The sequence below is a fragment of the Streptomyces sp. NBC_00286 genome (assembly GCF_036173125.1).
In the GTDB taxonomy this organism is placed as follows: Bacteria; Actinomycetota; Actinomycetes; order Streptomycetales; family Streptomycetaceae; genus Streptomyces.
Genome location: NZ_CP108054.1, coordinates 3,541,189 through 3,568,119, shown reverse-complemented (window position 1 = coordinate 3,568,119; position 26,931 = coordinate 3,541,189). Strand labels below are relative to the sequence as shown.

Sequence of the window (26,931 nt, the reverse complement as noted above, 5' to 3'; positions counted from 1 at the left end):
GAGGACGCTCCTGGTGGGGGTCTGGGGCGAAGCCCCAGCGGGGTCCTAGGGCGCAAGCATCTGGTGGGCTCTGGGCGGAGCCCAGGGGACGACGGGGGTCCCCCCGCTCGAGCGAAGCCGAGAGTGGGGGAGGGTAGGGGCGGCGGGGGCGAAGAACCCCCAGGCACCCACCGGCAGGTACCCGCCTACGACCGCTCCTCCAAGTACCGCGTATGCGACTCCTGGCGACGAGCCTCCACCTCTCGGAGGCTCGTCGTCAGCGTTTCCATCTCGTCCTGCAGCAGCGCGAGCTGGCGCTCCAGGTGCCGTTCCGGCGGCTCCGCGCCGGGCGTCAGGCGCGTCCACCAGCGGGCCCGCACGTACGCGTCCACCGCCTCCGGCACGTCCTGCCGCACCGTACGCGACAACGCATGCACCCCCTCCGCATCCTGCGCCAGCACCTCCGTGACCCAGCCGGGAGCCAGCAGCGCCGTGAGGAGTTCCGTCAGTTCGGTGAGGCGGCCGGAGGCGGCAGGCGGGAGTTCGACGTCCGCCAGGTAGTCGCGCAGCTTGGCGAAGTCGTCGCGCAACTCGTCCAGTTGGGCCGACGGGTCGGGGAAGTCCGGCAGGGGCGGGCGTTCCGGCGGGGCCAGGAGCGCGCCCGCGCCGTACAGACCGGCGACCACGACGGGCCAGTACGCCCCCGCCACCCCCGTGAACGTCAGCCCAAGACCGACAATCCCCAGCGCACTGCCCGTGAGGTTTTTACGGGACTCCAAGTACGCAAAGGACTTCGCCACGAAACTCACGTCATTACTGGTAGCCACGGATCTCCTCGAAGGCACCGTCGAGCGAGCCCTTCCGGGCGTCGAAGAGACGGCCGCCGGTCAGCTCGGCGATGTGCTCCAGCTCCGCCCGGTCGGAGTCGCCGAAGACGATCGGGAAGACCGGGATCTCCCGCTGCTCACCGGGCAGCCCGGCGTAGAAGCCGTCGAACTCCTCCGGCCCCGCCCCCGTCGTGTTCTCGCCGTCCGTCATCAGCACGATCGACGTGAACGTGTCGTCATCGGCGCCCAGATGCTCGTACGCCTTCTCCAGCGACGTATAGATCGCCGTGTCCCCGGAGGCCGTGAGCGCCTCGGCGTCGCGGCGGATCCCGTCGAGACCCGTCTGCGGGTCCTCGGGCCGCACCACATGCGTCCGCACGCTCTTGACGGCGGAGCCGAACGGCATCAGCGTCACCTCCTCCCGGTCGCGGAAGTCACTGGTCAGGGCGGTGAGCGCCTTCTTCAGCCGACCGAGGCGGCCTTCCTCGCGCATCGAGCCCGAAGTGTCGAGGACGTACACCGTGCGCGAGGGCCGGCGCAGCTTGTTCTCGTATGCGTCGAGGAGCCCGTCGGCGACGGATCGGCTCGCAGGGAAGGGGAGCTCGCGCCGGCGGCTCGAGTCGAGCCACGGCGCGGGCTTCACGGAGGCGACGACCGGACGGCGGCCCGTACGTTCCGTGATCTGCTGCTGGGCGTCCGGGGCGCGCAGGGCGTCGGTGAGGCGACGCACGGTGTCGCGGGTGCTCTCGTCGGTGGCGGCGAGCGAGGCGAGCGGGTAGTCCGCCGTGACCACTCCGTCCTTGGGGCGGATCACCGTGAGGTTCTCCTTCACGCCACGCATGGTCATCAGCACCGACTCGTAGTTGAGCAGCGCGTCGACGGTGCCGCGACGGGCGTACGCGGATGCCAGCCAGCCGGAGGAACCCGACGTCAGCTCCTGCCCCTTGAAGAACTCCGCCAGCTTGGGCGTCGCCCGCTCCACATCCGCGTCCGTCAGCGCGGACTGGGCGCCGGAAAGGCCGGAGGCCACCGAGATCAGCGCGGAGAAACCGGAGTTGGAGCGGGACGGGTCCGTCATGCCGTACGTCAGATCACCGGCCGCCACCGCCTTGTGCACCTGCGACCAGGTGACATCCCCGGGCTTCCAGCCCAGCCGGCGTACGGTCTCCGGCTTCATACCGATCGCCACCGGACTGGACATGATCGGCGTCTGGGACACGACCTTCTTCGCGGCTGCCGCGTCCAGGCGCAGGTAGTCGCTGGAGGCCAGCCACGCTGCTTCGTACGCGCCGTCCGCCTTCCCCGAGGCGAGCCGGTCCACCGCGTCGCGCGTGCCCATGTACGTGGGGACGACCTTGATGCCGGTGTCCTTGCGGATCTCCTCCAGTACGGGGTCCATGTCGGACAGCTCGCTGGAGGCGAGGACGCGGAGGGTGCCGGGTTCGGCCTTGGCGGGCTGACCGGGCTTCTTGGAGCTCTCGCTCCCCGTGCACGCGGTGACCGCCAGCAGCAGAACGGCGGCCAGAGCGGTGTGGCGACCTCTCATCCGAGCCCTCCTTCCAGCGCGCCCTGCGAGCGGGACCGCTCCAAGTACGCGGAGGCGTGCTGGAGTTCGGAGGTCAGCGACTCCACTGTGGCGGCCATCGTCTCCGTGGCCTGGGCCTTGTAGTTGTCGATCGTGTCGAGCGTCCGGTAGATCTGTTGGAAGGCGCTGCGGAGCGTCTCCGCACCGACCGCCGGGTCTGCCGCGATGCGCTGGATCTCGCCGGACTGCGTGGCGAGCATCTCCGCGTTGCCGCGGATGAGGTCCTCCGTCGTACCGCGCAGGGCGTTGACCTGCTCTACGACCTGGCGCTGGTTGTCGAGGGCGGAGGCCAGCATCACCGAGATGCGCAGCGCGGACACGGTGGTGGTGGCCGCGCGGTCGACGCCCTTGATCAGGTCCTCGTTGTTGCGCCGTACGACATCCATGGCCAGGTAGCCCTGCGCGCACACCGCGAGCTGGGTGAGCAGGTCCTGGTGCTTCTGGCGCACCGGGAAGAGGACATCGGCGCGCAGGGTGTCGGCCTGCGCCGGATCCGTGGCCTCGACGCCGGCGATGTGCCGCTCGACCGCCTCGTCCAGGGCCTGGGTCAGGACGACGTACTCCTGGAGCTTGCCCATCGTGTCCCAGAGGCGGACGCGCTCGGTCTGCAAGGCCGCGTTGTCGCGGCGCAGTTCGTCCTGGCCGCCGCGCAGGGAGCCCACGATCTTGTTCAACGTGCCTTGTGCGGAGGCGTACTTGGCGACATGGTCGCGCAGCTTGTTGCCGCCGGGGAGCCTGGACAGCAGCTTGCGGCCCTTGCTCGCGGGCAGGTCGCGCGGGTCCAGGTCCTCGACCGTACGGCGCAGCTCGACGAGCGAGGAGGAGACGCGGGACTGGGCGTCCTCACCGTTCGCGGGCAGGCTGCGGATCGTACGGTCCAGCATGCGGTTGGACTGCGCGGACGCGGAACGCATCTCGCCCGAGCCGAGGGCGACGATCTCCCCGATCTTCCCCGCGAACTCGGGGGAGCGGGCGTCGAGGGCGGCGAGCCCGCCGACGTACTCCTCGGCCTTGCGCGCCATGTCCGTACGGACCGACTCGTCGACGGGCACGAGCCCGCCGGCCTTGTCCTTCGGCACGGCCGCGACGGGCTCGGGCGGAGTGAGGACGAAGTCTTCGTTGTCACTGGTCACTTGCGGTTTCCCCCTAGCCCCGCGCCTGGCGTGCCATCTCGTGCAGCACCTTGGAGGCGGGCACGGGCGCCTGCCGGACGCCGGTCAGCTTCTGGTTCAGATACGTGGTGTGGGCGGCGGTCGCCGCCGTGAACTCCGCACTCGCGCCCTGCGGCCGGAACCCGTGCCGCACCGCCAGCTTGCGCAACTCCTTGTCGGTGCTGAGGAGTTCACCGAGCGCCCGGCCCTCTTCGGTGAGGGGTACGACGGTGTGGTCGCTGTTGGCGGTGGTGTCCGGGTAGAGGACGGTCAGGTCGTCGACGGACTGGTCCCGCATGAGCAGCGAGGCGACCTGGGACTCGTACACGAGGACGAGCGGATTGCCGACCCCGCTGATGAAGTCCCGGAACGTCGCGTCCGTACTGGTCTGCTGGGCGCCCTGGACGCTGACCAGCTTGCGCATCAGGGGCGCGGTCTCGCCTACGGCGGACGTGTCGGCGGCGACCCGGCCGCCGGCGGCGACGTACGAGGCGGCGGCGAGGTAGAGCGCGCCGGAGTTCGAACTGGTCGGGTCGGTGGTGGACACGAACAGCGTCCCCGTCAACTCCCCGTACCTGTCCGCGCCCTTGAGCTGCTGCCACGTCTTGTTGGCCTGCGCCGCCTTCAGATAGGCGGTCATGTTCAGGGTGCCGTTGCCCTTGTTGACGGTCGCGAGTCCGTTCGCGGCCAGCACCTCGGCGGCGTTGCGGTGCGCCACGACCACGAGGGGCGAGTAGAAGGGGCGCGGCAGGGGCTGCCGTACGCCGTACTTCTTCGCCAGCTCATCGGCGGGCGCCTGGCTGCCCGGAAACGCGAAGTCGTGTCCCTTCAGGTCCAGGCCTTCCATGGCCCAGGAACCGGACGTCTCCGTCTCTACGGTGTAGCCCTTTGCAGCGAGGGCCTTCACCACGTCGGGGTCGGCGAAGAACTCGGCCTTCTCCGATCCGATCACTCCTCGCACGGTCTTCGTTGCCGTGCTCTTGTCCTGGTCTTCGCGGCCCGCTACGACGGCTGCTGCTACTCCGCCGATGAGGAATACCGCCAGGACGACTGCGACGATTCTTCTCACACCGGGAGAGTGCTCGCGGAACCCAAAGTTCCCCGGCGCCTGGGGTGAACGGGGGGTGACACACCGGTCCCGGTATGGCCCCGGGGTTTTTGCCCCAGCCCCGCCCCTTCCCGGCTGTAACAATTTGCGGCTCCGCCGCGTGGGGGCTGCGCCCCCAGGCCCCCGCCAGGGGGTGGTGGGTGACACTGCGTGTCGCGGGTGCGGGTGCGTTGTGGCTGGTCGCGCAGTTCCCCGCGCCCCTAAACAGCCTGCGACTGCCCGCACCCTGAAGAGCAAGCGAACCGAAAAAGCCCGCGCCCCGACGAAACCGGCTCCCTCCCGCCGGTGGGAGGGGACGTGGGCCGGTGCGTCCTATGCCCGTCGCTTAGCTTCGGTCTGGGCACACCAGCACCCTGTATCAGCACGGGGTCGTATGCCCTGTTGGCGACGGGCTGACGCACCGGCCCGCGGCCCCGCACCCACCACGCACCCCAGGGGCGCGGGGAACTGCGCGAGCAACCACAACGCACCCGCACCCGCCCAACCGCCGGAGGCACCCCGCGGGGCGGTGTCAATTTGCGGCTCCGCCGCGATGGGGGAGCGACCAGCCACAACGGCGCCGCAGCCGACAACGAACCCAACCGCTCAAGCGAACGCAGTGCCATGGCGCCCGGTCCGCGCGTCGCTGCGGGTGCGCGCGGACCGGGGCCGATCTAGGGGAGCCCGGAGGGCTCAGTGCGGGGCGAGTTCGCGGGCGCCGGCGATGGCGGCGGTATGCGCATCCATGCGCTCCGCCGCGAGGATCGCCGCCGCCGTATCCGCTCGCGACGCGGCCACGACGAGCGCGCGACCGGCAAGGGCATGCGCGCGCTCGTGCAGCGCGACCAGCTGCGGCTCATGCACGCCCGCCGACGTGCGGACCGGCGGTCGACCGCCCCGAAGGCGCGAAACCTGCCGAGCCAGCCGCTCGGCGGCCGCGTCCAGGTCCGCTGACGGCGAAAGCCCGCGCAACTCATCCGTCACCGCAAGCAACGCCCCAAGATGCCCCGCAAGCTGGATGTCCAGCTCCTCCTCCCGCGACCGGTGCGGAAAGTCGGCGCTGCCGACCGGCGTGTGGACCGACTTGGTGCGGATCGGTTCGTACATGGGGACGGCCTCCTGTGCTCTGACAGGAAGCCATCCTAGCTTAGATTCAGTCTAAAGTTGAGCCGGTTCGCGGAACACGTTCAGAGCATCACGCACTGTCACGCCCGGCAGGGCCGTCGCAGCGTCACGGCTGACTGTAGCCATCAAGAAAGTTCCCGATCCGCGTCACCGCGTCCGTCAGATCCCGCGCCGTAGGCAACGTCACGACCCGGAAATGGTCGGGCTCCGGCCAGTTGAAGCCCGAACCCTGCACCACCATGATCTTCTCGGCCCGCAGCAGATCCAGCACCAGCTGCCGGTCGTCCTTGACCTTGAATACCTTCGGATCGAGCCGCGGGAAGAGATACAGCGCCCCCTTCGGCTTCACGCACGTCACGCCCGGAATCTGCGTGAGCAGTTCATGCGCCACGTCCCGCTGCTCCCGCAGCCGCCCGCCGGGCAGCACCAGATCCTGGATCGTCTGCCGCCCGCTCAACGCGGCGACCACCCCGTGCTGACCGGGCATGTTCGCGCACAGCCGCATGTTCGCCAGGATCGTCAGGCCCTCGATGTACGAGTCGGCGTGCGCCCGCGGCCCGGAGATAGACATCCAGCCCACCCGGTAACCCGCCACGCGGTACGCCTTCGACATCCCGTTGAAGGTGAGCGTCAGCAGATCCGGGGCGACCTTGGCGGTCGCGGTGTGTGTGGCGTCGTCGTAAAGGATCTTGTCGTAGATCTCGTCGGAGCAGACGAGCAGGTTGTGGCGGCGGGCGATGTCCGTCAGGCCGCGCAGCATCGCCTCGTCGTATACCGCGCCCGTCGGGTTGTTCGGGTTGATGATCACGAGCGCCTTGGTCCGGTCGGTGACCTTGCGCTCGATGTCGGCGAGGTCCGGCATCCAGTCGGACTGCTCGTCGCAGCGGTAGTGCACGGCCGTACCGCCGGACAGCGACACCGCGGCCGTCCACAGCGGATAGTCGGGCGCCGGTACGAGGACCTCGTCGCCGTCGTCGAGCAGGCCCTGCATCGCCATCACGATCAGCTCGGAGACGCCGTTGCCGATGAAGACGTGCTCGACGTCCGTCTCGATGCCGAGGGTCTGGTTGTGCATGACGACCGCCCGCCGCGCGGCCAGCAGGCCCTTCGCATCGCCGTAGCCGTGCGCCGACGACACGTTGCGGAGGATGTCCTCCAGGATCTCGGGCGGGCACTCGAAGCCGAATGCCGCCGGGTTCCCGGTGTTCAGCTTGAGGATGCGGTGACCGGCCGCCTCGAGCCGCATCGCCTCCTCGAGAACCGGGCCCCGGATCTCGTAACAGACGTTGGCGAGCTTGGTCGACTGGATCACCTGCATGTCCGCGAGCTTACGGCCGCGTAACGCTCCGTGGGACGTGTTTTCCACCACGCGAGACATGGCGGTTTGGGTGGATATCGTCCCCAGTTACACCACAGGCCCCTCTTTTCTCTACAATCCCCCTCCATGTTCCGGACACAGAGCGCGGCAGAAGTACGCACGACGCCCAGGCCGCGAATAAGTCAGCCGGTGCGCACGACGTGAACGACGCGCACCGGGAGAACGTCGAAGGTCAAGGCGCGCCGCCTGTGTACCACCCGTACGGCGACACGGCTCCGCCGTACGACGAGTACGCGGATCCGGCGGTCGCGCACGGGTGGCAGAACACGTACGACGACACGGTCCGCATCGAGCCCGCGGAGGACGCGGGGGACGCGGGGGACGCGGATCTCCCCGATGGCGTACTCGATGGCGTACTCGATGACGTAGGGCGTCACGAGCGGCTGATGCGCCGCCGCCGGGTCCGGACGAAGAGGCGCGGAGCCGTGGCGGCCGGTGTGGCCGTCGCCGGGATCTTCGCCGTCGCGATCTCCGGGCTCTTCGGTTCCGAGTCCTCCGAGAAGGAGGACCAAGAGGCGCCGAAGGCCCAGCAGTCCTCATCGGCCACGGACGAACCCGGCTCGACCGCCCCGTTGGTCGACAACCCGTCAGGAGCGTCGGCCAAGGCCTCGGACGGGTCGTCGTCCGAGGCATCGGACAATGCCTCGGACGACGACCAGGCCGCGGTGGACCCTTCACCGAACTCCTCACCGAGCGACTCCCGATCCGACGAGTCCGACGAGTCCGATGACTCCGGCGAACCCACCACCGGGACACCCTCGACCACGGCTACCGCCCCAACGAGCGAGCCGGACAAGGGGAATGGCAACCCCGGTCGGGGGCAGGGAGCCACCAAGCGTCCCAAATAGCGGCGACCGCCAGGCCGTACGGCGTGAACCAACCTCAACCGGCGGCGTAATACAACTCCTTGCCCCTACACCCCTCTAACGATCACAATGCGCATGACAATGCAGCGGGCGGCCGGAAATTCTCCGGTCGCCCAAGTCGTAAGAGGGGACCCCCACATGAGAAAGCCTCTCGTCGCCGCGCTCAGCGCCCTGGCTCTTGCCGGGCTCGGCGCGGTACCCGCCGGTGCGGCAACCGCCGTGGCGGCCGAGCCCACGGCCTCGACCGCGGGCAAGGGCGTGGACACGGACACCGTCACTTCGGTGGCCCATGACGCGGTCACGTCCACCACGGCGAACCTGTCCCGCGTCACCGCGCCGAAGGCCCAGGCCGTGGACTTCGCCGGCACGGTCTCGCTCAGCAACTGCTCCGGCTCGGTCGTGCGCATGCCCGACTCGGAGGCGAACGATCCCGCCCTCGTGATGTCCAACGGACACTGCCTGGAAGGCGGCTTCCCGGAGCCCGGCGAGGTCATCGTCGACCAGCCCTCCACTCGCAGCTTCGGGCTGCTCAACTCGGCCGGTACGCGCGTAGCGACACTCCGGGCCAACAAGATCGCGTACGCCACGATGACGGACACCGACGTCTCGCTGTACCAGCTGACCAGCACGTACCAGCAGATCCAGGACTCGTACGACATCCAGGCCCTGGAACTCAGCGCCGCGCGCCCCGCCGCCGGAACCGACATCAGCGTCGTCTCCGGCTACTGGAAGCGCATATACAGCTGCAGCGTCGACGGCTTCGCGCACCGCCTGCGCGAGGGGGCCTGGACCTGGAAGGACTCGGTCCGCTACACCTCCGCCTGCGACACCATCGGCGGCACGTCCGGTTCGCCCGTCGTCGACGACGCCACCGGCAAGGTCGTCGCCGTCAACAACACCGGCAACGAGGACGGCGCCCGCTGCACCGACAACAACCCCTGTGAGGTCGACGAGAGCGGCAACATCACGGTCCGCGAGGGCATCAACTACGGGCAGCAGACGTACAACATCGTCCCCTGCGTCGGTCTCGACAACAAGATCGACCTGAGCCGCCCCGGGTGCACCCTGCCCAAACCGTAGCGCTCCGCTGGAAGTCCGGTGCGTCCTCTGCGGGTCCGTCGTGGCTGGTCGCTCCCCCACTCTCGAATTCGCTCGAGCGGGGGGACCCCCATCGCGGCGGAGCCGCATGTGTCACAGCCCCGCGCCCCTCGGGGCGCCGTCGCGCCCTGGGGGCGCCGGACGGCGGGCGGTCACGTGGTAATCCGGCGGACCGCCCGCCCCGCCAACACGTCCGTACGCCGGCCGTCCTCGATGACGAAACGGCCGTCGATCAGGACGTACGGGATGCCCGTCGGGAGCGTGCGCGGCGCCTCGAACGTCGAGCCCGCGGCGACCGTGGCCGGGTCGAAGAGGACCAGGTCGGCCCGGTACCCCTCGCGTACCAGCCCGCGGTCCGGCAACCTCAGCCGGGCCGCCGGGCGCGAGGTGAGATGCGCGACGCACTCCTCCAAGCCGAGGACGCCCAACTCCCGTACGTACCGGCCGAGATACTGCGGAAACGTCCCGTACGCCCGCGGATGCGGCTTGTCGCCCTGGAGGATGCCGTCCGAGCCGCCGGTGTGGACAGGGTGGCGCATGATCTCCTGCACGTTCTCCTCGTGGCCGACGTGCTGCAGGATCGTCGAGCCGAGTCCGTCGTCGAGGAGGAGGCGGCGGGCGGTGGTCCAGGGGCTTTCGCCGCGCTCGTCCGCCGACTGCTTGACCGTACGGCCCACGTAGGGCGCCAGGGCCGGATGGGATACACCCGAGATCTCGATGGTGTCCCACTCGATGGGGACGCCGTGGCAGCCGTCCGCGCCCACGACCTCCATGTGGTGGCGGATCCGTTCGGCGGTGTCCTCGTCCTTCAGCCGGGCGAGGGTCGCCTCCGGGCCGCCCTCGCTCGCCCAACTGGGCAGCATCGCCGCGAGAGTTGTGCTGCCGGGGGTGTAGGGGTACGTGTCGAGGCTGATGTCGGCGCCTGAGGCGAGTGCCTCGTCGAGGAGCGCCAACAGATCCGGGGCCTTCCCCTTGTTCACGCCGAAGTTCATGGTGGCGTGGGCGAGATGGAGGGAGCAGTTCGCGGTGTGCGTGAGCTCCACCATCTCCTTGTACGCGTCCAGGGCGCCCGCTCCGTACGAGCGGTGGTGCGGGCAGTAGTAGCCGCCGTACTCCGCCACCACCCGGCACAGCTCGGTGAGTTCGGCGTCCTTGGCGTACATGCCGGGCGTGTACGTCAGCCCGGACGACAGGCCCACGGCCCCCTCGCGCAGCCCCTCGGCCACCAACTGCCGCATCCCGTCCAGCTCTTGGGGCGTCGCCTCGCGGTCGTCCCAGCCGACGGCCAGCATGCGGACGGTGCCTTGGGGGACGAGGTACGCCGCGTTCACCGCGATGCCCTCGCCGTCGAAGCCGTGGTCCAGGCGGTCCAGATACTCGCCCACCGAACGCCAGGTGAAGTCGATGTCGTCGCCGTGGCCGTTCCAGCCGGTGATCGCGCGGCGCACCTCGGCGAGGGTGCGGTCGTCGACCGGCGCGTACGACAGCCCGTCCTGCCCGATGACTTCGAGGGTCACCCCCTGCGCGACCTTCGCACTGTGGTCCGGGTCCCTGAGCAGGGCGAGGTCGCTGTGGGCGTGCATGTCGATGAAGCCGGGGGAGAGGACGAGGCCCTCGGCGTCGAGAACGCGGGTGGCGGTGGGGCGCAGGCACCCGGCCGCCGCGGCTTCCTTGACGATCGCGGTGATACGGCCGTCCGCGACGGCCACATCGGCGCGGTAGGAGTCCCCACCGCTGCCGTCGACGACCTCCGCGTCGCGAATGACGAGATCCATGGCGCCGCCTTTCCGGGCTCCGTCCGAGCTGTCGGTTGTCCGCGCCGCCGGCGCGGCCCCCTGGGGGTGTCGGGGGCTTGCCCCCGACGAAAAAGGGCAGGTGGGGTGGGCTAGAAGAACGTGCGGACGTAGTCCACCACCGTGCCGTCCGCCTCCACCAGCGGGATCAGCTGCCACTTGTCGAACGACGTGCAGGGGTGGGAGAGGCCGAGGCCGACCCAGTCGCCCACGCGCACATCCGCCTCCGGAGTCGTACGGAGCCAGCCGTGCTGGTCGGAGAGTCCGGTGACCGTGATGCCGGTCGCCGGGCGCTCTTCGCCGCCGGAGCGGATGACCTGGGCGAACGGGAGGTCCAGGTCGTACGCCGCGTCCCGCTTGCCCGCGTTGACGAAGGCCTGCTCGGGGGAAGGGCGGGAGACGACCTGGGCCCAGAGGCGGAAGGCGGGGTGGAGGGCGCCCTCCTCGGGGACGCGGTTGAAGGGGGTGATCCGGTGGTAGTGGCCGTCGTCGTGCGAGACGTACGCGCCGGAGCGCAGCAACTTCAGTACGGGGAGGGAGAGTTCGGGGATCCCGTCGAAGACGTCGGCGACCGCGTCGAACCAGGCGCTGCCGCCCGCGCTGACCACGATCTCGTCGAGGCCCGCTCCGGCGAAGCGGCCCGCCTTGTCGAAGTCGGCGGCGAGTGCGGTGAGGCGGCGGAGCCACGCGTGCACGCGCTCCGGAGTCGCGTCCGGCACTTCGCCCTCGTAACCCGCCACGCCCACCAGGCGCAGCGTGTCCGTCGCGGCCACCGCGTCCGCGACGGCCGCGCATTCCGTCTCCGTACGGACGCCGGTGCGGGCGCCGTCGCCCGCGGCCAGCTCGACGACGACGTCCACGGGGCGGGTGGATCCGCTTCCGGACGCGCGCAGGGCCGCGTCCATCAGCTCGACGCCGCGTACGGAGTCGACGTAGCAGATGAGCTGGAAGGCCGGGTCGGCGGCGAGCTGCGAGGCGACCCACGTCAGCGCGGCCGGGTCCACCAACTCGTTGGCCAGGAAGACCCGTTGGATGCCGAAGGCGCGCGCCACGCGGACCTGGTGCGGTACGGCGAGGGTGATGCCCCACGCCCCGTACTCGATCTGGCGGTGGAAGAGCTGGGGTGCCATCGAGGTCTTGCCGTGCGGGGCGAAGGCGAGGCCGTGGCGGTTCGCGTACGTCTCCATGAGCTGGAGGTTGTGCTCCAGGCGCTCGGCGGAGAGGGCGAGGACGGGGGTGGTGAAGCCGTCGGTGAAGAGGTTGCGGCGCTGGGCGGTCAGCTCGCCGACGGTCAGACCGTCGGCGTCGGGAGGGAGGCCCTTGAAGCGGTGGTCGACGGGCTCCTCGGCGAGCGCGGAGAGTCGGTGGGCGCCTTCTGAGGCGGGGTCGGTGGGGGTACCGGCAGCCATGGGGCCTCCCTGTTTCTACGGCATTGCAACATATGCAACGCTCATTGCGCATAGCGCTCACTGCTGTCTAACATCTCGGCCAACGCCGGGTCAACGGAGCCGCTGCGACCCGCGAACCCACGAGGAGCCTCCGCCATCGTTACCCGCACCGGACCCGCTCACCCCGAAGCCGCCGGGGACGCCGTGGACGTCGTCACGCTCGGGGAGTCCATGGTCACGTTCCTGCCCTCCCGGCCGGGGCGTCTCGCCGACGTGCCGTCCTTCGACCGGGGCATCGGCGGAGCGGAGTCCAACGTGGCGTGCGGGTTGGCTGCCGCCGGGCACTCCGTGAAATGGGTCAGCCGGGTGGGCGCGGACGGCTTCGGCCGGCACCTGGTGGAACGCATCGCCGCCCACGGCGTCGACACGAGCGCGGTCCGGACCGACCCGTCCCGGCCCACGGGCATCTACTTCCGTACGGCGGGGGAGCGGGCGCTCACCGCGGACGCGGACCCTGCGCGGGGCGTGGGCGGGGCGAGGGGATCGCGGGGCGCGGACGGCGTGCGTGGCTCGGGGAATCTCCGTGAACCGGACGCCGCCGGGGTCTCCGACAGGGCGGGGGTCTCCGACAGGGCGGGGGTCTCCGACAGGGCCGGGGTCTCCGACAGCGCGGGGGTCTCCGACAGCGGCGCTGAGGGCGACCTGCCTGCCGAGGTCGCCTACTACCGCACGGGTTCCGCCGCCTCCGCGATGTCCCCCGCCAACATGCCGGGTGAGGAGATCCGTTCCGGCCGTGTGCTCCACCTCTCCGGCATCACCGCCGCCCTCTCCGACGACTGCCTCGCCCTTCTCCGCGACCTCACGGCTCCCCGCCCCGGCCGCCCCCTCGTCTCCTTCGACGTCAACTACCGCGTCGACCTCTGGCACGACCGGGCCGAGGCGGCCGGGATCCTGCTCGACCTGGCCCGCGGCAGCGACCTGGTCTTCGTGGGCGCCGACGAGGCCGAGGCCGCCTGGGGCGTCACCGGCGGCCCCGCGGCGATCCGCGCGACGCTGCCCGAGCCGCGCCTGCTGGTCGTCAAGGAGGGCGGCCGGGGCGTCACCGTCTTCCAGCGCGAGCCGCACGACGACGCATCCGGCGAAGCCAGGGCCGTCCGCCGTCCGGGAGCCGGCCCGGCCGGCCGGTTCCACGGCAGCGAGTCGCACGACGACGCGGCCGGCGAAGCCGGTGCTGTCCGTCGCCCGAGAGCCGGCCCGGCCGTCGAGAAGGCGCGGGCGGCGGGCGGGCCCCCGGCAGCCGGTCGGCTCCACGTCCCTGACACCGTCACCCACGTCCCCGACACCGTCACCCACGTCCCTGACACCGTCACCCACGTCCCTGACACCGTCACCCACGTCCCCGACACCGTCACCCACGTCCCCGACACCGTCACCCACGTCCCCGCCCTCCGTGTCGACGTCGTCGCCCACGTCGGCGCCGGGGACGCGTTCGCCGCCGGTTTCCTGTCCGCGACCCTTCGCGGGCTCCCCGTGCGGGACCGCATCCGGCACGGGCATCTCATGGCCGCCGCCGTGCTCACCGCGCCCGGGGATCTCGGGGTGCCTCCGGCCCGCGAGTACGCCGACCGGCTGGTGGCGCTGGACGACGACGCGTGGGGGAGACTTCGACTCGGCCCCGGCTGGACGCAAGCCGATCGGGCCGAGGAGGAGGTACGTACCCCATGAGCCAGACCGTCGACAGAGCGCTGAGCATCCTGCCGCTGCTCGCCGAAGGACCCGCCGACCTCGGCCAGGTCGCCGAACGCCTCGGCGTCCACAAGTCCACGGCTCTTCGCCTCCTCCGCACCCTCCACGAGCACGGCCTCGTCTACCGCCAGTCCGACCAGCGCTACCGCCTCGGCGCCCGCCTCTTCGCCCTCGCCCAGGAAGCCGTCGAGAACCTCGACATCCGCGAGATCGCCCACCCTCACCTCGTACGCCTCAACGAACAGTGCGGCCACACCGTCCACCTCGCCGTGTACGAGGACGGCGAGGTCCTCTACATCGACAAGGTCGAGAGCCGCTACCCGGTGCGCATGTACTCCCGTATCGGCAAACCCGTCGCCATCACCGTCGCCGCCGTCGCCAAGCTCCTCCTCGCCGATCTGCCCGAGCCCGAGCGCCGCGCCCTCGCGGAGAAGCTCGACTACCCGATGTACACGGCCCGTTCGATCCCCAACTCCCGCGCTTTCCTGGAGGAGTTGGCGACCGTACGCGAACAGGGCTGGGCCACCGACCTCGGCGGCCACGAGGAGTCCATCAACTGCGTCGGCGCCCCCATCCGCGGCACCGACGGCCGCGTCGTCGCCGCCATGTCGGTCTCCGCCCCGAACGTCGTCGTCACCGCCGACGAACTCCTCACGTTGCTCCCACTGGTGCGCCGTACGGCCGAGGCCATCAGCCACGAGTACTCCGGCACCGCCCCTCTCAAGGACCTCAAAGACCTCAAGGAAGCGAGCTCATGACGGAAAAGATCGCCATCACCCCGAAGACCCACACCACCCCGCCCGCCAAGTTCTCGCACGGAGTCAAGAAGGGGAACATCCTCCAGGTAGCCGGCCAGGTCGGCTTCCCGCCGGCGGTGGAGGGCCAACCGCCGACCCCCGCCGGACCGACCCTGCGCGACCAGACCCTCCAGACCCTCGCCAACGTCAAGTCGGTCCTCGAAGAGGGCGGCGCGACCTGGGACGACGTGATGATGATCCGCGTCTACCTGACGGACGTCGACCACTTCGCCGAGATGAACGCGATTTACAACCAGTACTTCGAGGAGCAGGGCCTCACCGGGCCGCCGTCGGCCCGCACGACGGTGTACGTAGGCCTCCCGGCAGGCCTCTTGATCGAGATCGACGCACTGGCAGTACTGGACAGCTGAGCTTCGCGCCCGCGCCCCTTTTGGGGCGCGGGGCTGTATCGATATGCGGCTCCCGCGTGGGCGCGACAACCACGACGTACCCGCGCCCGGCAGCCATCAGCACCCCCCCCACACAAACCCCGCACCCCGTACGACGATCCCCCCTGCCCAAAAACACCATGCCCCCACCCAGAGGACCCCCACATGTCCGAAACCCCACCCCACACCGGCGGCCTGCTCCTCCTCATAGACGGCACCGCAGGCCTGCTGACCATCGCAGCCCTCGGAATCGCCCTCCTCCTGTTCCTGATCATCAAGGTCAGACTCCAGCCATTCGTCGCCCTGCTCGCCGTTTCGATAGCCGTCGGGCTGTCAGCCGGACTCTCCGTCACCGAACTCTTCGGCACCGTCCAGCGATCCGAAGCCGTCTCGCTCATCGAGGACGGAATGGGCGGCACCCTCGGACACGTAGCGATCATCATCGGCCTCGGCACCATGCTCGGCGCCGTACTCGAGGTCTCCGGCGGAGCCGAGGTGCTCGCCTCCAGGCTGCTGGGCCTCTTCGGCGAGCATCGGGCCCCGCTCGCGATGGGCCTGACCGGCCTGATCTTCGGCATCCCCGTCTTCTTCGACGTCGGCATTTTCGTGCTCGCGCCGATCGTGTACGCGGCGGCCAAGCGCGGCGGCAAATCGATCGTGCTCTACGCGATGCCGCTGCTCGCCGGTCTGTCCATGACGCACGCCTTTCTGCCGCCGCACCCCGGCCCCGTCGCTGCCGCCGGACTGCTGAAGGTCGACCTCGGCTGGGTCATCCTGATGGGCATCGTCTGCGGCATGCCCGCCGTGCTCGCCGCTTGGGCCTGGTCCGCGTGGATCGGCAGGCGGCTCTTCGTGCCCGTACCGCAGGACATGGTCGAGGCGGCCGACGAGGCGAAGGCGGCGCTCGCCGAGGAGCAGCGCAAGGACGGCGTCACCCCGCCGGAGAAGCCGGTCCCGCTGAGCATCGTCCTCGCGATCATCGGCACCCCGCTGCTCCTGATCCTGATGGCGACGTTCTCCTCCATCGCCTTCGACCCCTCCACGGGCCGCAGCGTGATCGAGTTCTTCGGCCACCCCTTCGTCGCGCTCACCATCGCGCTGCTGCTCGCGTACTATCTCCTCGGCATCCGCCGCGGCTGGTCCCGCAAGTCCCTGGAAACCGTGTCGAGCGCCTCCCTCAAGCCGGTCGGCAACATCCTGCTGGTCGTCGGTGCGGGCGGCATCTTCGGTGCCGTGCTCCAGGGCAGCGGGGTCGCGCAGGCCCTCTCGGACACCTTCAACGACGTGGGCCTGCCGGTGCTCGTGCTCTCGTATCTGATCTCGCTGGTGCTGCGCGTGGCCCAGGGCTCGGCGACGGTCGCGATCGTGACGACGGCGGGCATCGTGGCTCCGCTCCTCTCGGAGGGCGACCACTCCCAGGCCTTCATCGCCCTCGTCATCATGGCGATCTCGGCCGGCTCGATCTTCGCCTCGCACGTCAACGACGGCGGCTTCTGGATCGTGGCCAAGTACTTCGGCCTCTCGGAGAGGGACACCCTGAAGACCTGGACCGTCCTGGAGTCGGTGCTGTCCGTCGCCGGGTTCGTGGTGGCGGCGGCGCTGAGTGTGTTCGTATAGCGGCTGACCGTACGGACTCCGGCCACGCCTCGATCACGAGTGACGCCCCGGCCCCCCACGCCACAGCTTCATCGGCCATACTGCCCACCGTGGAGCAGCGCAGAGGACCCAGCATCCAGCCCTTGCAAGGCGCGGCAGCCGACCCGGCGTTCGTCCCCGGCATCACGGGCCCGCGCCCTGCCGAGCCGAAGGGCCGCAAGGACCCGGACCCGGCCGAGGAGACCGCAACAGCGGAAGTGACGGCCGCCGAGGAGACGGAGACGGCCGCCGAGGAGACGGAGACGGCCGCCAACCAGGCCGACGACGTCTCCGACGAGGGCGCCTCGGCGGAGACCGACGACGCGGATCAGCCGGACGAGGCGGAGGACCGGGACGAGACAGCCGAGTCGGAGTCAGACGACTCGGACGACTCGGACGACTCTGAGGCGACCCTCGCCGACGGCCCCGTCTTCGAAGCCTCCGACTACCGCGCGAAGATCACCGCCGACCACAGCGGCGTACGACTGCGCCTGGACGACCACGAGGCCGAGTTCCGCTGGGACGAGATCGGCGCCGTCGAGTCGGAGACCTCGCGCTTCGGCCGCTGGTACACGATCACGGTCCACACCCCCGAACGCCGCTGGTACCCGGTCGAGCTCCGTGTCCCCTCCCGCTCCAAGGTCAAGGAGTGGGAGAAGGAGCTGGACGAGGTCCTGGACGCGTACTTCCAGGAGTAGCCGCGTACAACAAGCGCGTACAACAAGAGGGTGCGCCCCCGAGCCGATCCGGGGGCGCACCCTCATGCACCTCACACACCCGTCAGCAGTACTGGTCCTCCTTGCCTATGGACCGGTACATACAGTCCGCGTTCTCCAGCAGTTGGAGCACCGCGTCCCGGTTGCGGGACGTCTCGCGCTCGATGACCTCGTCGGGCGGGTAGAAACCGCCGCCCGACGCGGACCCCGGGTACATCTCGAAGGTGTAGCCGAAGATCTTCTGGTCGCCCCACAGCCAGTCGTCGATCGAGCCGTCCGTGATGTAGAGGTCGCTGGACTGCTCGGCCGTGTAGCCGTTGCTGGCGGCCATCTTTCCGCCGACCGTGGCGAAGGCGTTCCGGTCGTCGGCCGTCATGCCGGTGGTCGTGTCCGAGTACGTGTAGCCGAAGGGCCACAGCACCAGCTCGCTGTACGTGTGGAAGTCGATGCCCGCTTTGATCTGCTGCTTACCGCCGACGACCCGGCTGCGGACGAAGTCGGCGACGACCTTCACCTCGGGCGCGGACTCGGCGGCCCTGCCCCGGTAGGTGTCGGAGGACGGCGAACCGGACGAGCCGCCGCAACAGCCCCAGCGATAGGCCCAGTTGCGGTTCATGTCCGTACCGACGTACGAGGAGCCGCTGTTGGGCTGCCGGTTCTTGCGCCAGGAGCGGTACTGCCCGGTCGCGATGTCGTACTCGCCGCCGTCCGGGTTGAGGTCCGGGAGGATCCAGATCTCGCGGTTGTTGACCATGTTCGTGATGCGCTGGTCGGAGCCGTAACCGGCGCCCAGTTCGCGGATCAGATACAGCGCCATCTCGACGGTGAGGTGCTCGCGCGCGTGCTGATGATGCGTCATCAGGACTTCGGGCTCGGACTCGTCGGTCGCGACGTTGTCGCTGATCTTGATGGCGACGATGTCCCGGCCCTGGTACGACTTCCCGATCACGCGCTTGCTCATGATGTTCGGGTACGCCTGGAGCCGCTGGCTGATCTCCGCGTTCATCTCGGCGAAGTTGTGGTAGCGCGAGTCGGCGGAGGGGAAGTCCAGGGGCCGTACGTCCTTCTCGCCGTTCGTCCGGTCGGGTACGGCGCCCATCGGCGTGACCTCGTAGCCGAGTTGCCGCAGCTTCTTGACCTGGTCGGCGCGGCCGGAGATGAACACGGTGTGCTGGTCGGCGTCGTCGACCGTCACGCCGGACTTCTGCAGTGCCGTACGGGACTTGGAGTCCGAGTGCATATGGACCTCGTACTGGCGGATCTCGCGGTCCGCCTCGGACGCGGCCACCGGGGCCTGGTCGGGCGCGCCGGACGCGCTGTTCGTCGTGGCGGCGATGGGCGCCGCGAGGGCGAGCGCGAGGAGGGTGCCGAGGAAGGCGGTGCGCCTGCCTCTTATGCGTAGCCGCATTGAGTCTCCTTGTTTCTCCAGAACTTCCGGGGTCTCCGGAAGGTGGGGGGTTGGAGCGGGGGGTGGGACAGTGCGACGTGCGGGTGCGGGCGTTCAGATGTGTGCGGGTGCGTGTGTATGGCCCGTGCGCGTGTGGCGCTCATCGTGAAGGTCTGGCATGGCCGGGTCAAGACCAGGAGGAGGTCAACCGCGCGTACGCGCATGCCCCCTTGTGCCCTCGCCCGCTTTGCGCTTTCTTGATCGGCATGGCGGACACCACGGGAAACACCGGCAAGACGGCGGGAAACTCAGGGGAAACGGCATCGGGCGAGGCCAACTCCAGCCCGCGTAAATCCAGTTGGAAGTACATCGGCCCCGGCATCGTGGTCGCAGCCACCGGCGTCGGCGCGGGCGACCTCGTCGCGACCCTCATCGCCGGCTCGAACTTCGGCTACACCCTCCTGTGGGCCGCCATCATCGGCTGCGTCGTCAAGATCTCCCTGGCCGAGGCGGCGGGCCGCTGGCATCTGTCCACCGGCCGCACCCTGTTCGACGGCTGGGAGAGCCTCGGCCGCTGGACGACGTGGTTCTTCGTCGTGTACGTGGTGATCTGGGGCTTCGTCTACGGCGCCGCGGCCATGTCGTCCTCGGGCCTCCCCCTCCAGGCGCTCTTCCCGGACGTCATGGACCTCAAGTGGTGGGCCATTCTCACCGGCTTGGTCGGCCTGGTCTTCGTCTGGTTCAACAAGTACGCCGTCTTCGAGAAGGTCATGACGGTCCTGGTCGGCGTCATGTTCGTGGTGACGGTGTACCTGGCGATCCGTGTCACCCCGAACCTCGGTGACGCCTTCGCGGGCCTGCTGCCCGTCCTCCCCGACGAGAAGGACTCCATCCTCAACACCCTCGGCCTGATCGGCGGCGTCGGCGGCACCATCACCCTTGCCGCGTACGGCTACTGGGTCAACGCGAAGGGCTGGACCAACACCGGCTGGATGAAGGTGATGCGCCTCGACAACCGCGTCGCGTACGCCACCACCGGCATCTTCGTCATCGCCATGCTCATCGTCGGCGCGGAACTCCTGCACGCCTCGAACATCGCCATCGCGAGCGGCGACCAGGGCCTCGTCCAGCTCGGCGGCATCCTGGAGGACGAGTACGGCACGGCGACGTCGAAGTTTTTCCTCATCGGCTTCTTCGCCACGTCGTTCACCTCGCTGATCGGCGTCTGGCACGGCGTCAGCCTGATGTTCGCGGACTTCGTCGAGCGCTTCCGGGCGCGCCGCGGGGCTTCAGCGACCGGCGACGAGGCGGCGGCCAAGGCCAAGGCCGAGGCCGGCTCCGGTGAGGCGGTGGCGTCCGGCGCCCGCGAGAAGTCCTGGCCGTTCCGCGCGTACCTGCTGTGGCTGACCTTCCCGCCGATGATCCTGCTGTTCGAGGGCCAGCCCTTCCGCCTGATCATCCTGTACGGCGTCCTCGGCGCGGCCTTCCTCCCCTTCCTCGCCCTCACCCTGGTCTGGCTCCTCAACTCCTCCCGCACACCGAGGGAATGGCGCAACGGTCCGCTCAGCAACGGCATGCTGGTGCTCGCGGGTCTGCTCTTCATCGTCCTGTGCGTGAAGCAGATCTGGGACCAGCCGTGGTCTGAGTTCTTCTGACGCTTTGATCTGACGCTGTGTTCTGACGCGGCCGCTCGCGGGACGGGCACGGCCCGGGCTCGGGCTCGGGCTCGGGCCGTTCAGCCGAGTTGCTGCCACTTCTCGCTCGTGGCGATGTCCCTGAGCTGCTCCATCGTGAGCGCGGGCGTCTCGCGGGTCGCGGGGTCGTGCTGCCTACCGGTGTTGAAGGCGCTGACCACCACCCGCAGGCCGTTGGTCCTGATGGTGTCGACGGTCCACATGACGACGCCCTCGGCCCCCTGCTCGCCCGGACCCTGGCTCGTGGCGACCTTCGTGCCGTCGGGCAGGGTTTCCGCGTCCGCCCCGAAGAGCTGGTCCTCGACATCGGACATGTCGGGCTGCACGTTGATCTGGACGAAGCTCTTCCCCTTCCCGTCGTCGACCACGAGATACGCGTACTCGGTCTCCTGACCGCCCTTCGAGACCACGTCGACGTTCTTGGGGAGCAACGACGCGAGGGTCTGACCGATCGCGCCGCCGTCGGCACCCGGAGGCGTGTTCGGGGTGTCCTCCGGGGCCTGGGCGTTCGAGTCCTCGCCCTTCGAGTCCTGGCCCTTCGGGTCCTGGCCGTTGGAGTCCTGGCCCTTCGGGTTCTTGGGCATGGCGTCGATCGCGGTACGCCAGTCCTTGGCGGTGACCAGCTGCTTCAACTGGTTCGTGGACAGAGGCGGGTTGGCCCGGCTGACCGGAGCGCCCTTCTCCGCCGCGGCGTTCCATTCGCTCACGCTGATGTGGTGGCCCTGAGGGGTGACGAGATCGGCCGTCCACCGCTTCGTGTCCACGCGGCGGTCCGGGTACTCGTACCCCTGGAAGATCATGAGCGTCGAGTTGTCGGGCAGTCGGCTCGAGGTGCAGCCTTCGTACGACATCAGGTTCCTGTCCGGGCACTGAGTCCACTGACGGGCCTCCGCGCTTCCCGGCTCGACCCGGTTCAGGCCGACGGAGACGGCACCAGGGCCCTTGCCGTCGTCGAACACGACCTGCGCGTACGGCCCCAGCTCCGCGTCCGTACCCCGCCCCTGCTCCTCGCTGAACTCCCCTTTGGGCAGCAGCTTCTTGAGGGTGTGGACCAGCTTGGCACCGGAGACCCTGCCGTCGTTCTCGGCGGGAGGGGTCGGTGTCGACCGGCGGCCGGCCACGGACTGCTGCCCGTCCGCCGCCCCGCCCCACGGCACGAGCAGAGTCCCGCCCACCGCGACGAGGGCGACGGCGGTCACGCCTCCCACTACGGCGGCCCGGCGCCGCAGCAGGAGTCGGCGACCGCGTACCTCACCGGCGGCGACGAGGCCACTCCGGTCGGCCTCGAAGGAGTCGCCGGCCTGGCGCAGGGCTAGGCCGAGCCGGTCCTCGAAAAGGCCGGCGTCGATGTCGTGGCGGCTCTCGTGGTGTTCATCGGGCATGGCAAAACCACCGTCTCTGCAAGGTCGTTGGAATGGGGACGTGTTGGGTCGCGGTGACCGTTCAGCGGGCCGCGTACTCGCTGAGGCCGTCGCCGAGAAGCACCCGCAGCCGGCCGAGGGCCCGTACGCAGCGGGTGCGCACGGCCGCCGAGCTGACGTTCATCACGTCGGCGGTCTCCTCGATGCTGCGGTCCTCCCAGTACCGCAGGACGACGACGGCCCGGTCCTTGGCGGACAGCTGCCCCAGCGCCTCCAGGAGGGTCATCCGCAACGGCGTGTCATCGGCGGCGCTGTGCGGATCGGCCAGGTCGGGAAGGACGTCGGTGGCACGCTCGGTACTGCTGCGCCGCCGCTGGTGGGCGAGGAACGTACGGGTGAGGACGGTCTGTGCGTACCCGGCGGGATTGCCGACGCGCGACACCCGCCGCCAGCTGACGTACAGCCGCCCGAGGGTCTCCTGCACGAGATCCTCGGCGAGATGCGTGTCACCGCCGGTCAGCAGACAGGCCGACCGGTACAGATGCCCGGCCCGCGCCGCAGCGAACTCGGCGTAGCCGTCCTCGCCCCTCAGTCTCATGCGTACGTCCCCCGTGATCCCTCGGCCGTCCCCCGTACCGTCCTCACTTCATTGATGCGGTGGACCCCAGGAAATGTTTCACGGTTGCCGGTCGGACACGGAAGGTTGCCTGTTATTGGATTGCTGCCGGCCGGCCCGGTCGGATAGGAACCTTGCATGCTTAAGGGTGGCAAGGTCGGGCTCAGGGCCCGGCACGAGGACGACATACCGATCCTGCAGGCCGAGCTCTACGAGGACGTGGTCAACCAGGCACGGGCCGATGGCCGGCCGTGGCGGCCGATCACACCCGGCTCGAAGGATGCGCCGTTCGTGGTGGACGACAAGGAGCAGCGGCACGTCAAGTTCTCCGTGGTGGAGTTGGACGGCGGCACGCTGGTCGGCGACGCGACGCTGTGGGACATCGACAACCACAACCGGTCCGCGCACATCGGCATCGAGCTGCTGCCGTCCTCCCGCGGTAAGGGTTACGGCACCGACGTGGTCGCGGTGCTGTGCCACTACGGTTTCGTCGTGCGCGGCCTGCATCGGCTGCAGATCGAGACGGTGTCGGACAACGTCGCGATGCTGACCGCCGCCGAGCGCAACGGATTCGTCCGCGAGGGCGTGTTGCGCTCCGCGGCCTGGGTGATGGGGGAGTTCCTGGACGAGGTGCTGCTCGGGCTCCTCGTCCAGGACTGGAAGCCGGACTCGAAGGGCTAGGGCTAGGCAGCCGCCCTACGGTCGAGGGGTGGCTGCGGTGGTGAGCGTTAGGGCAGCCCGTGGACGTGCGGTCCCACCGCGTTCGACCACGCGTTGCCCGCCGCCGCGTCCCAGTTCGTCGACCAGGTCATCGCGCCGCGCAGGTCGGGATACGTCTTCGACGGCTTGAAGGAACCGCAGTTCGTGCCCTTGGTCAGGCAGTCCAGGGCGTTGTTCACCACGGACGGTGGGACGTAGCCGCTGCCCGCGCCGCTGGGGGAGGCGGGGAGGCCGAGGCCCACCTGGGACGGGGCCAGGCCGCCCTCCAACTGGATGCAGGCCAGCGCCGTCAGGAAGTCCACGGACCCCTGGGCGTACACCTTGCCGTCGCAGCCCAGCATCGAACCGCTGTTGTAGTACTGCATGTTGACGACCGTGAGGATGTCCTTGATGTTCAAGGCCGTCTGGAAGTAGCCGTTCGACGTCGACTGCATGTCGATGGTCTGCGGCGCCATCGTGATGACCAGCGACGCGCCCGCCTTCTCGGACAGGGAGCGGAGCGCCTGCGTCATGTACGTCGCGTTCAGGCCGTTCTCCAGGTCGATGTCGACGCCGTCGAAGCCGTACTCCTGCATCAGGGAGTGGACCGAGTTCGCGAAGTTCGTCGCCGACGCGGAGTCGTTGACCGACACGGTGCCGCGTTCGCCGCCGACCGAGACGATCACCTTCTTGCCTTCGGCCTGCTTGGCCTTGATGTCCGCCTTGAACTGGTCGACCGTGTAGCCGCCGAGCCCGGCCGAATCGAGGTTGAAGGTCACCGCACCCGGCGTTCCCGTCGCGTCCGCGAAGGCGACCGCGATGATGTCGTACTGGGACTGGACGTCGGAGAGCTTCTGCACCGTCGCGCCGTTGTTGAAGTTCTGCCAGTAGCCGGTGACGGCGTGCTTGGGCAGGGCGTCGGCGTCTTGCTCCGCCGCCGGCGCCTGGGCGGCCAGGCCGGCGAAGGCGAGCGCGGACCCGGTCAGCACGGCGGCCAGGGCGCGCGCCCATCGCCGTCGTCTGGATCCGGTGGATCCGGTGGATCCGGATCCGGGCATGCCTGGTACGCGGTTCATTTCGGCCTCCGGTGGGGGGAGTTGAGTGGGGAACGGTGGCCACCGCTGGCCGTACAAGCTGGTCCAGACCAATAGAGTTGTCAAGACCTCTCGCGCGAAGTCGCCAGGCCCGTAGGGCAGTTAGACTTCCGCCCATGACGTACTTCTTCCACCTCCGCTAGGCACCGTCGGCGAAGCGAGGGTCCCCCCCCGTCGCCGACGAGGCGGGGCAGCGGAGCGCTGCCCCGAGTGCTGACGTGGAAGAAGAACAACACCATGCACACGCCCCTCGTGGCGCGCTGCCTCCGCGGCCTGGAGGCCGTGGTCGCCGCCGAGGTTCTCGGGTCCGGACTCGGCGCCGTCACCGAACTACGCCACCGCGAAGTCCATTTCCGTACGCATCTGTCCGCGCCGCCGCTGCGCACCGCGGACGACGTGTTCCTGCTGGCCGCCGAGCGCCCGGACATCGGAACGACGCGACAGCGCCTGCAGGAACTCGCTGAACTGGCTGAACTCGCCGATCCCAAGCGCCTCCTGTCCCTCCGTTACGGCGGGACGACGCCGACCCGTCGAATCACCGGCGTCGACGTCTCGGCCTCCTTCCTCGGTCGGCGCACATTCACCCGGTACGACGCCGAAGACGTCGTAGGCCAGGCCCTGGCGCGACGTCTCGGCGTCCCCTACCACTCTCGCCGTACGGGAACCGCGCCCCCGCCGGGAGGCTGCGGCTGGCGGCTGACCCTGGACGGTACGCGGGCCACGCTCATGCTGCGCCTCGACGACCGACCACTGCACCGCCGCCCGTACAAGCAGCACACAATCCCGGGCACCCTGCACCCACCGCTCGCCGCCGCCATGGCCGTGCTGGCCGACATCCGCCCCGGCCACACCGTCCTCGACCCGTGCTGCGGCGCCGGCACCCTGCTGATCGAGCCGGCACTGGCCCAACCCGACGCCCGCTTCCAAGGCTTCGACCTGTCCACGAACGCGCTCACCGCGGCCCGAGCCAACGCCGCCGAACTGCCCATCACCATCCGCCGCGCCGACGCCGCCCGCCTCCCCCTCCCCGACAACTCCATCGACCGCGTCCTGTGCAACCCACCCTGGGGCACCCAGGCCCCCGCCCGCGGCCTGCTCGCCACCGCCCCCTCCCGCTGGTGGACAGAACTGCGCCGCGTCCTCACCCCCGACGGCACAGCCGTACTCCTCCTCCCTCACCGCGAGGACCTGACCACCGCCATCCGGCACGGCTTCATCCCCGTACACATCCAACGCCTCCGCCTGTCCGGAGCCCAGCCCTTCCTCGCACACCTGACGCAGACGGACGCAGCCCGAGGCCGCCCGTCTCGCCAACGACCCGCAGGAGAAGGCCCAGTACGCTCCGGGCGCGGACCCGTGAGTGTCGCCGGTCGGGGCGGCGGGAAGAACCGCAGGCTCAACCGCCAGCACCCACCGTCGTGACCGCCGGAGCTGAATTCGAGGCCGGCGTGTCCTCAACGCTCGAGAGGATGCAAGCAGAGGAGGGTCGCTTGATCCTCGCTGTACTCCGGGTAGGCGAGCAGGTCCCCGGTGGGGCAACCCGCCTCCGACGGTTCTGTGACACGAAATTGCGCGTCGGACGAGCTGCAGGACACGGTCTTCAGGTCCTGGTCGCTCCAGGAGCCGTCGTTGCGGGCGCACGATCCGACCGTGAGCGGTTCCGGCCGGTCGTCTCCCTTGACCAGACCGATGACGAACAGCACCGGAACGGCCGCCACCACCACGGCCACCGCTGCCGCCACCGCTGCCAGCGGCACGGCGGCGATCAGCCCCGCCGGACGCTTCATCACCGGCTTGCCCGGATCAAGCGGCGGTCGCCAACTTGGACCCTGCGGCTCGGGTATGCGGCGCAAGGCGGACAGGGCGCCGAGGTTCATCAGCAAGGTGATGGGCGTGATGAAGGCGGACAGAGCACCCCACCAGCCCTGCAGCAGAGTGTCCGCCTGCATCTTCCGGAAGACGGCCAGCCCGCAGGTCCGGCAGAACACCCCCTCGCGCCGCAGGAAGCGCATGATCACGATGATGCCTTGGTGGCCGCGAATCGTTACGGGCGCCGCGGGCCCGGCCCCGCACACCTCGCACACGAGAGCGGGAGGTCCGCCCATGGGTGCCGCCCCGGCGTACGGCTGCGGCGGATACGGATACGCCGGGTACGGAGCGGAGGACTGGTGAGGAAACGCGGGCCCGCCCTGAGCCGAGTACGGTCCTCCGGGAAACGGAGGAGGGGATGCGGGCGGCGGTGTGCTCATCGATATCTCCGTAAGGTGATCAAGCGGAACCGACGAAGCACCCTAGCCCTTCGAGCTCGGGCTCCGGTCCGTCAGAGCAGGTGATCCGCCTTGCCCGCTTTGATGTCGCGGATGAGCGTGCGGAGGGCTTCGCGGGTGTCGGTGAGGTAGGTGTCCTCGGCGCCGGCTATGGCGATGTAGGCGTTGTCCTGGTCATCGGTGCCGATACGGAAGCAGCTGGCTCCCTCCCCGCAGAAGGGTTCTTCCCACGCGATGTGGTCCATCGGGCTTC

Annotated in this window: 24 protein-coding genes; 10 read left to right on the top strand and 14 right to left on the bottom strand. The window is 69.6% G+C overall.

Going from position 1 to position 26,931, the window contains the following annotated elements:
- Window positions 1-185: 185 nt before the first annotated feature.
- The 6 genes from OHT21_RS16140 to OHT21_RS16115 form a co-directional block, all read right to left on the bottom strand.
- Window positions 186-806: a hypothetical protein gene (locus tag OHT21_RS16140; protein ID WP_328769015.1), complete on the bottom strand. Its 621-nt coding sequence runs from the start codon at window positions 804-806 to the stop codon at window positions 186-188.
- Complete coding sequence (locus OHT21_RS16135; protein ID WP_328769014.1) at window positions 793-2,352, bottom strand: substrate-binding and vWA domain-containing protein; 1,560 nt, start codon at window positions 2,350-2,352, stop codon at window positions 793-795. Before OHT21_RS16135 ends, OHT21_RS16140 begins: the two co-directional genes overlap by 14 nt.
- Window positions 2,349-3,524, bottom strand: a complete 1,176-nt coding sequence (locus OHT21_RS16130) for a toxic anion resistance protein (protein WP_328769013.1) — start codon at window positions 3,522-3,524, stop codon at window positions 2,349-2,351. Before OHT21_RS16130 ends, OHT21_RS16135 begins: the two co-directional genes overlap by 4 nt.
- A 13-nt stretch (window positions 3,525-3,537) precedes the next feature.
- Window positions 3,538-4,611, bottom strand: coding sequence for a hypothetical protein (locus OHT21_RS16125; RefSeq protein ID WP_328769012.1), 1,074 nt, complete (start codon window positions 4,609-4,611; stop codon window positions 3,538-3,540).
- A 711-nt stretch (window positions 4,612-5,322) separates the two neighbouring features.
- Complete coding sequence (locus tag OHT21_RS16120) at window positions 5,323-5,736, bottom strand: SCO4983 family protein (protein WP_328769011.1); 414 nt, start codon at window positions 5,734-5,736, stop codon at window positions 5,323-5,325.
- 124 nt (window positions 5,737-5,860) lie between these two features.
- Complete coding sequence (locus OHT21_RS16115) at window positions 5,861-7,072, bottom strand: pyridoxal phosphate-dependent aminotransferase (RefSeq protein ID WP_328769010.1); 1,212 nt, start codon at window positions 7,070-7,072, stop codon at window positions 5,861-5,863.
- Between the two features lie 200 nt (window positions 7,073-7,272).
- Between OHT21_RS16115 and OHT21_RS16110 the strand changes: the two genes are divergently transcribed.
- Together OHT21_RS16110 and OHT21_RS16105 are read left to right on the top strand one after the other, a co-directional pair.
- The gene (locus OHT21_RS16110) at window positions 7,273-7,980 is read left to right on the top strand and encodes a hypothetical protein (protein ID WP_328769009.1); all 708 of its coding nucleotides are present in this window, start codon (window positions 7,273-7,275) and stop codon (window positions 7,978-7,980) included.
- 156 nt (window positions 7,981-8,136) lie between these two features.
- Window positions 8,137-9,078 carry a S1 family peptidase gene (locus tag OHT21_RS16105; RefSeq protein ID WP_328769008.1) on the top strand — a complete coding sequence of 314 codons (942 nt, stop codon included), beginning with the start codon at window positions 8,137-8,139 and terminating at the stop codon, window positions 9,076-9,078.
- Between the two features lie 170 nt (window positions 9,079-9,248).
- Here OHT21_RS16105 and OHT21_RS16100 read toward each other — a convergent pair whose 3' ends face one another.
- Window positions 9,249-10,871 (bottom strand): N-acyl-D-amino-acid deacylase family protein, encoded by a 1,623-nt coding sequence (locus tag OHT21_RS16100; RefSeq protein WP_328769007.1) that lies wholly within the window; start codon window positions 10,869-10,871, stop codon window positions 9,249-9,251.
- Window positions 10,872-10,981: 110 nt separating this feature from the next.
- The gene (locus OHT21_RS16095; RefSeq protein ID WP_328769006.1) at window positions 10,982-12,298 is read right to left on the bottom strand and encodes an amino acid deaminase; all 1,317 of its coding nucleotides are present in this window, start codon (window positions 12,296-12,298) and stop codon (window positions 10,982-10,984) included.
- A 183-nt stretch (window positions 12,299-12,481) separates the two neighbouring features.
- Here OHT21_RS16095 and OHT21_RS16090 point away from each other — a divergent pair, with 183 nt between their 5' ends.
- From OHT21_RS16090 to OHT21_RS16070, 5 genes are all read left to right on the top strand, one after another.
- The gene (locus OHT21_RS16090; protein WP_328769005.1) at window positions 12,482-14,002 is read left to right on the top strand and encodes a sugar kinase; all 1,521 of its coding nucleotides are present in this window, start codon (window positions 12,482-12,484) and stop codon (window positions 14,000-14,002) included.
- The gene (locus OHT21_RS16085) at window positions 13,999-14,781 is read left to right on the top strand and encodes an IclR family transcriptional regulator (RefSeq protein ID WP_328769004.1); all 783 of its coding nucleotides are present in this window, start codon (window positions 13,999-14,001) and stop codon (window positions 14,779-14,781) included. Before OHT21_RS16090 ends, OHT21_RS16085 begins: the two co-directional genes overlap by 4 nt.
- Window positions 14,778-15,191 (top strand): RidA family protein, encoded by a 414-nt coding sequence (locus OHT21_RS16080; RefSeq protein WP_328769003.1) that lies wholly within the window; start codon window positions 14,778-14,780, stop codon window positions 15,189-15,191. The genes OHT21_RS16085 and OHT21_RS16080 overlap by 4 nt, the downstream gene beginning before the upstream one ends.
- A gap of 183 nt (window positions 15,192-15,374) precedes the next feature.
- Window positions 15,375-16,826 (top strand): GntP family permease, encoded by a 1,452-nt coding sequence (locus tag OHT21_RS16075; RefSeq protein WP_328769002.1) that lies wholly within the window; start codon window positions 15,375-15,377, stop codon window positions 16,824-16,826.
- Between the two features lie 89 nt (window positions 16,827-16,915).
- A complete protein-coding gene (locus OHT21_RS16070; RefSeq protein WP_328769001.1) occupies window positions 16,916-17,542 on the top strand; it encodes a hypothetical protein in 627 nt (208 codons plus the stop codon).
- 82 nt (window positions 17,543-17,624) lie between these two features.
- Here OHT21_RS16070 and OHT21_RS16065 read toward each other — a convergent pair whose 3' ends face one another.
- A complete protein-coding gene (locus OHT21_RS16065; RefSeq protein WP_328769000.1) occupies window positions 17,625-18,968 on the bottom strand; it encodes a M14 family metallopeptidase in 1,344 nt (447 codons plus the stop codon).
- Window positions 18,969-19,213: 245 nt separating this feature from the next.
- Between OHT21_RS16065 and OHT21_RS16060 the strand changes: the two genes are divergently transcribed.
- Window positions 19,214-20,602, top strand: a complete 1,389-nt coding sequence (locus tag OHT21_RS16060; RefSeq protein ID WP_328768999.1) for an Nramp family divalent metal transporter — start codon at window positions 19,214-19,216, stop codon at window positions 20,600-20,602.
- A gap of 80 nt (window positions 20,603-20,682) precedes the next feature.
- On the opposite strand, the gene OHT21_RS16055 is transcribed toward OHT21_RS16060, so the two are convergent.
- Together OHT21_RS16055 and OHT21_RS16050 are read right to left on the bottom strand one after the other, a co-directional pair.
- On the bottom strand, window positions 20,683-22,023 hold the full coding sequence (locus OHT21_RS16055) for a hypothetical protein (protein WP_328768998.1): 1,341 nt from the start codon (window positions 22,021-22,023) through the stop codon (window positions 20,683-20,685).
- Between the two features lie 61 nt (window positions 22,024-22,084).
- Window positions 22,085-22,600 carry a SigE family RNA polymerase sigma factor gene (locus OHT21_RS16050; RefSeq protein WP_328768997.1) on the bottom strand — a complete coding sequence of 172 codons (516 nt, stop codon included), beginning with the start codon at window positions 22,598-22,600 and terminating at the stop codon, window positions 22,085-22,087.
- Between the two features lie 156 nt (window positions 22,601-22,756).
- On the opposite strand from OHT21_RS16050, the gene OHT21_RS16045 reads away from it, so the two are divergent.
- Entirely contained in the window at window positions 22,757-23,299 is a 543-nt protein-coding gene (locus tag OHT21_RS16045; protein WP_328768996.1) for a GNAT family N-acetyltransferase, read from the top strand.
- A gap of 47 nt (window positions 23,300-23,346) precedes the next feature.
- On the opposite strand, the gene OHT21_RS16040 is transcribed toward OHT21_RS16045, so the two are convergent.
- A complete protein-coding gene (locus OHT21_RS16040) occupies window positions 23,347-24,393 on the bottom strand; it encodes a chitinase (protein ID WP_328768995.1) in 1,047 nt (348 codons plus the stop codon).
- Window positions 24,394-24,648: 255 nt separating this feature from the next.
- Here OHT21_RS16040 and OHT21_RS16035 point away from each other — a divergent pair, with 255 nt between their 5' ends.
- A complete protein-coding gene (locus OHT21_RS16035; protein WP_328768994.1) occupies window positions 24,649-25,833 on the top strand; it encodes a methyltransferase domain-containing protein in 1,185 nt (394 codons plus the stop codon).
- Window positions 25,834-25,865: 32 nt separating this feature from the next.
- On the opposite strand, the gene OHT21_RS16030 is transcribed toward OHT21_RS16035, so the two are convergent.
- Together OHT21_RS16030 and OHT21_RS16025 are read right to left on the bottom strand one after the other, a co-directional pair.
- Complete coding sequence (locus tag OHT21_RS16030) at window positions 25,866-26,423, bottom strand: LppU/SCO3897 family protein (RefSeq protein WP_328768993.1); 558 nt, start codon at window positions 26,421-26,423, stop codon at window positions 25,866-25,868.
- Window positions 26,424-26,731: 308 nt separating this feature from the next.
- Complete coding sequence (locus tag OHT21_RS16025) at window positions 26,732-26,923, bottom strand: hypothetical protein (protein ID WP_328768992.1); 192 nt, start codon at window positions 26,921-26,923, stop codon at window positions 26,732-26,734.
- Window positions 26,924-26,931: the final 8 nt, after the last annotated feature.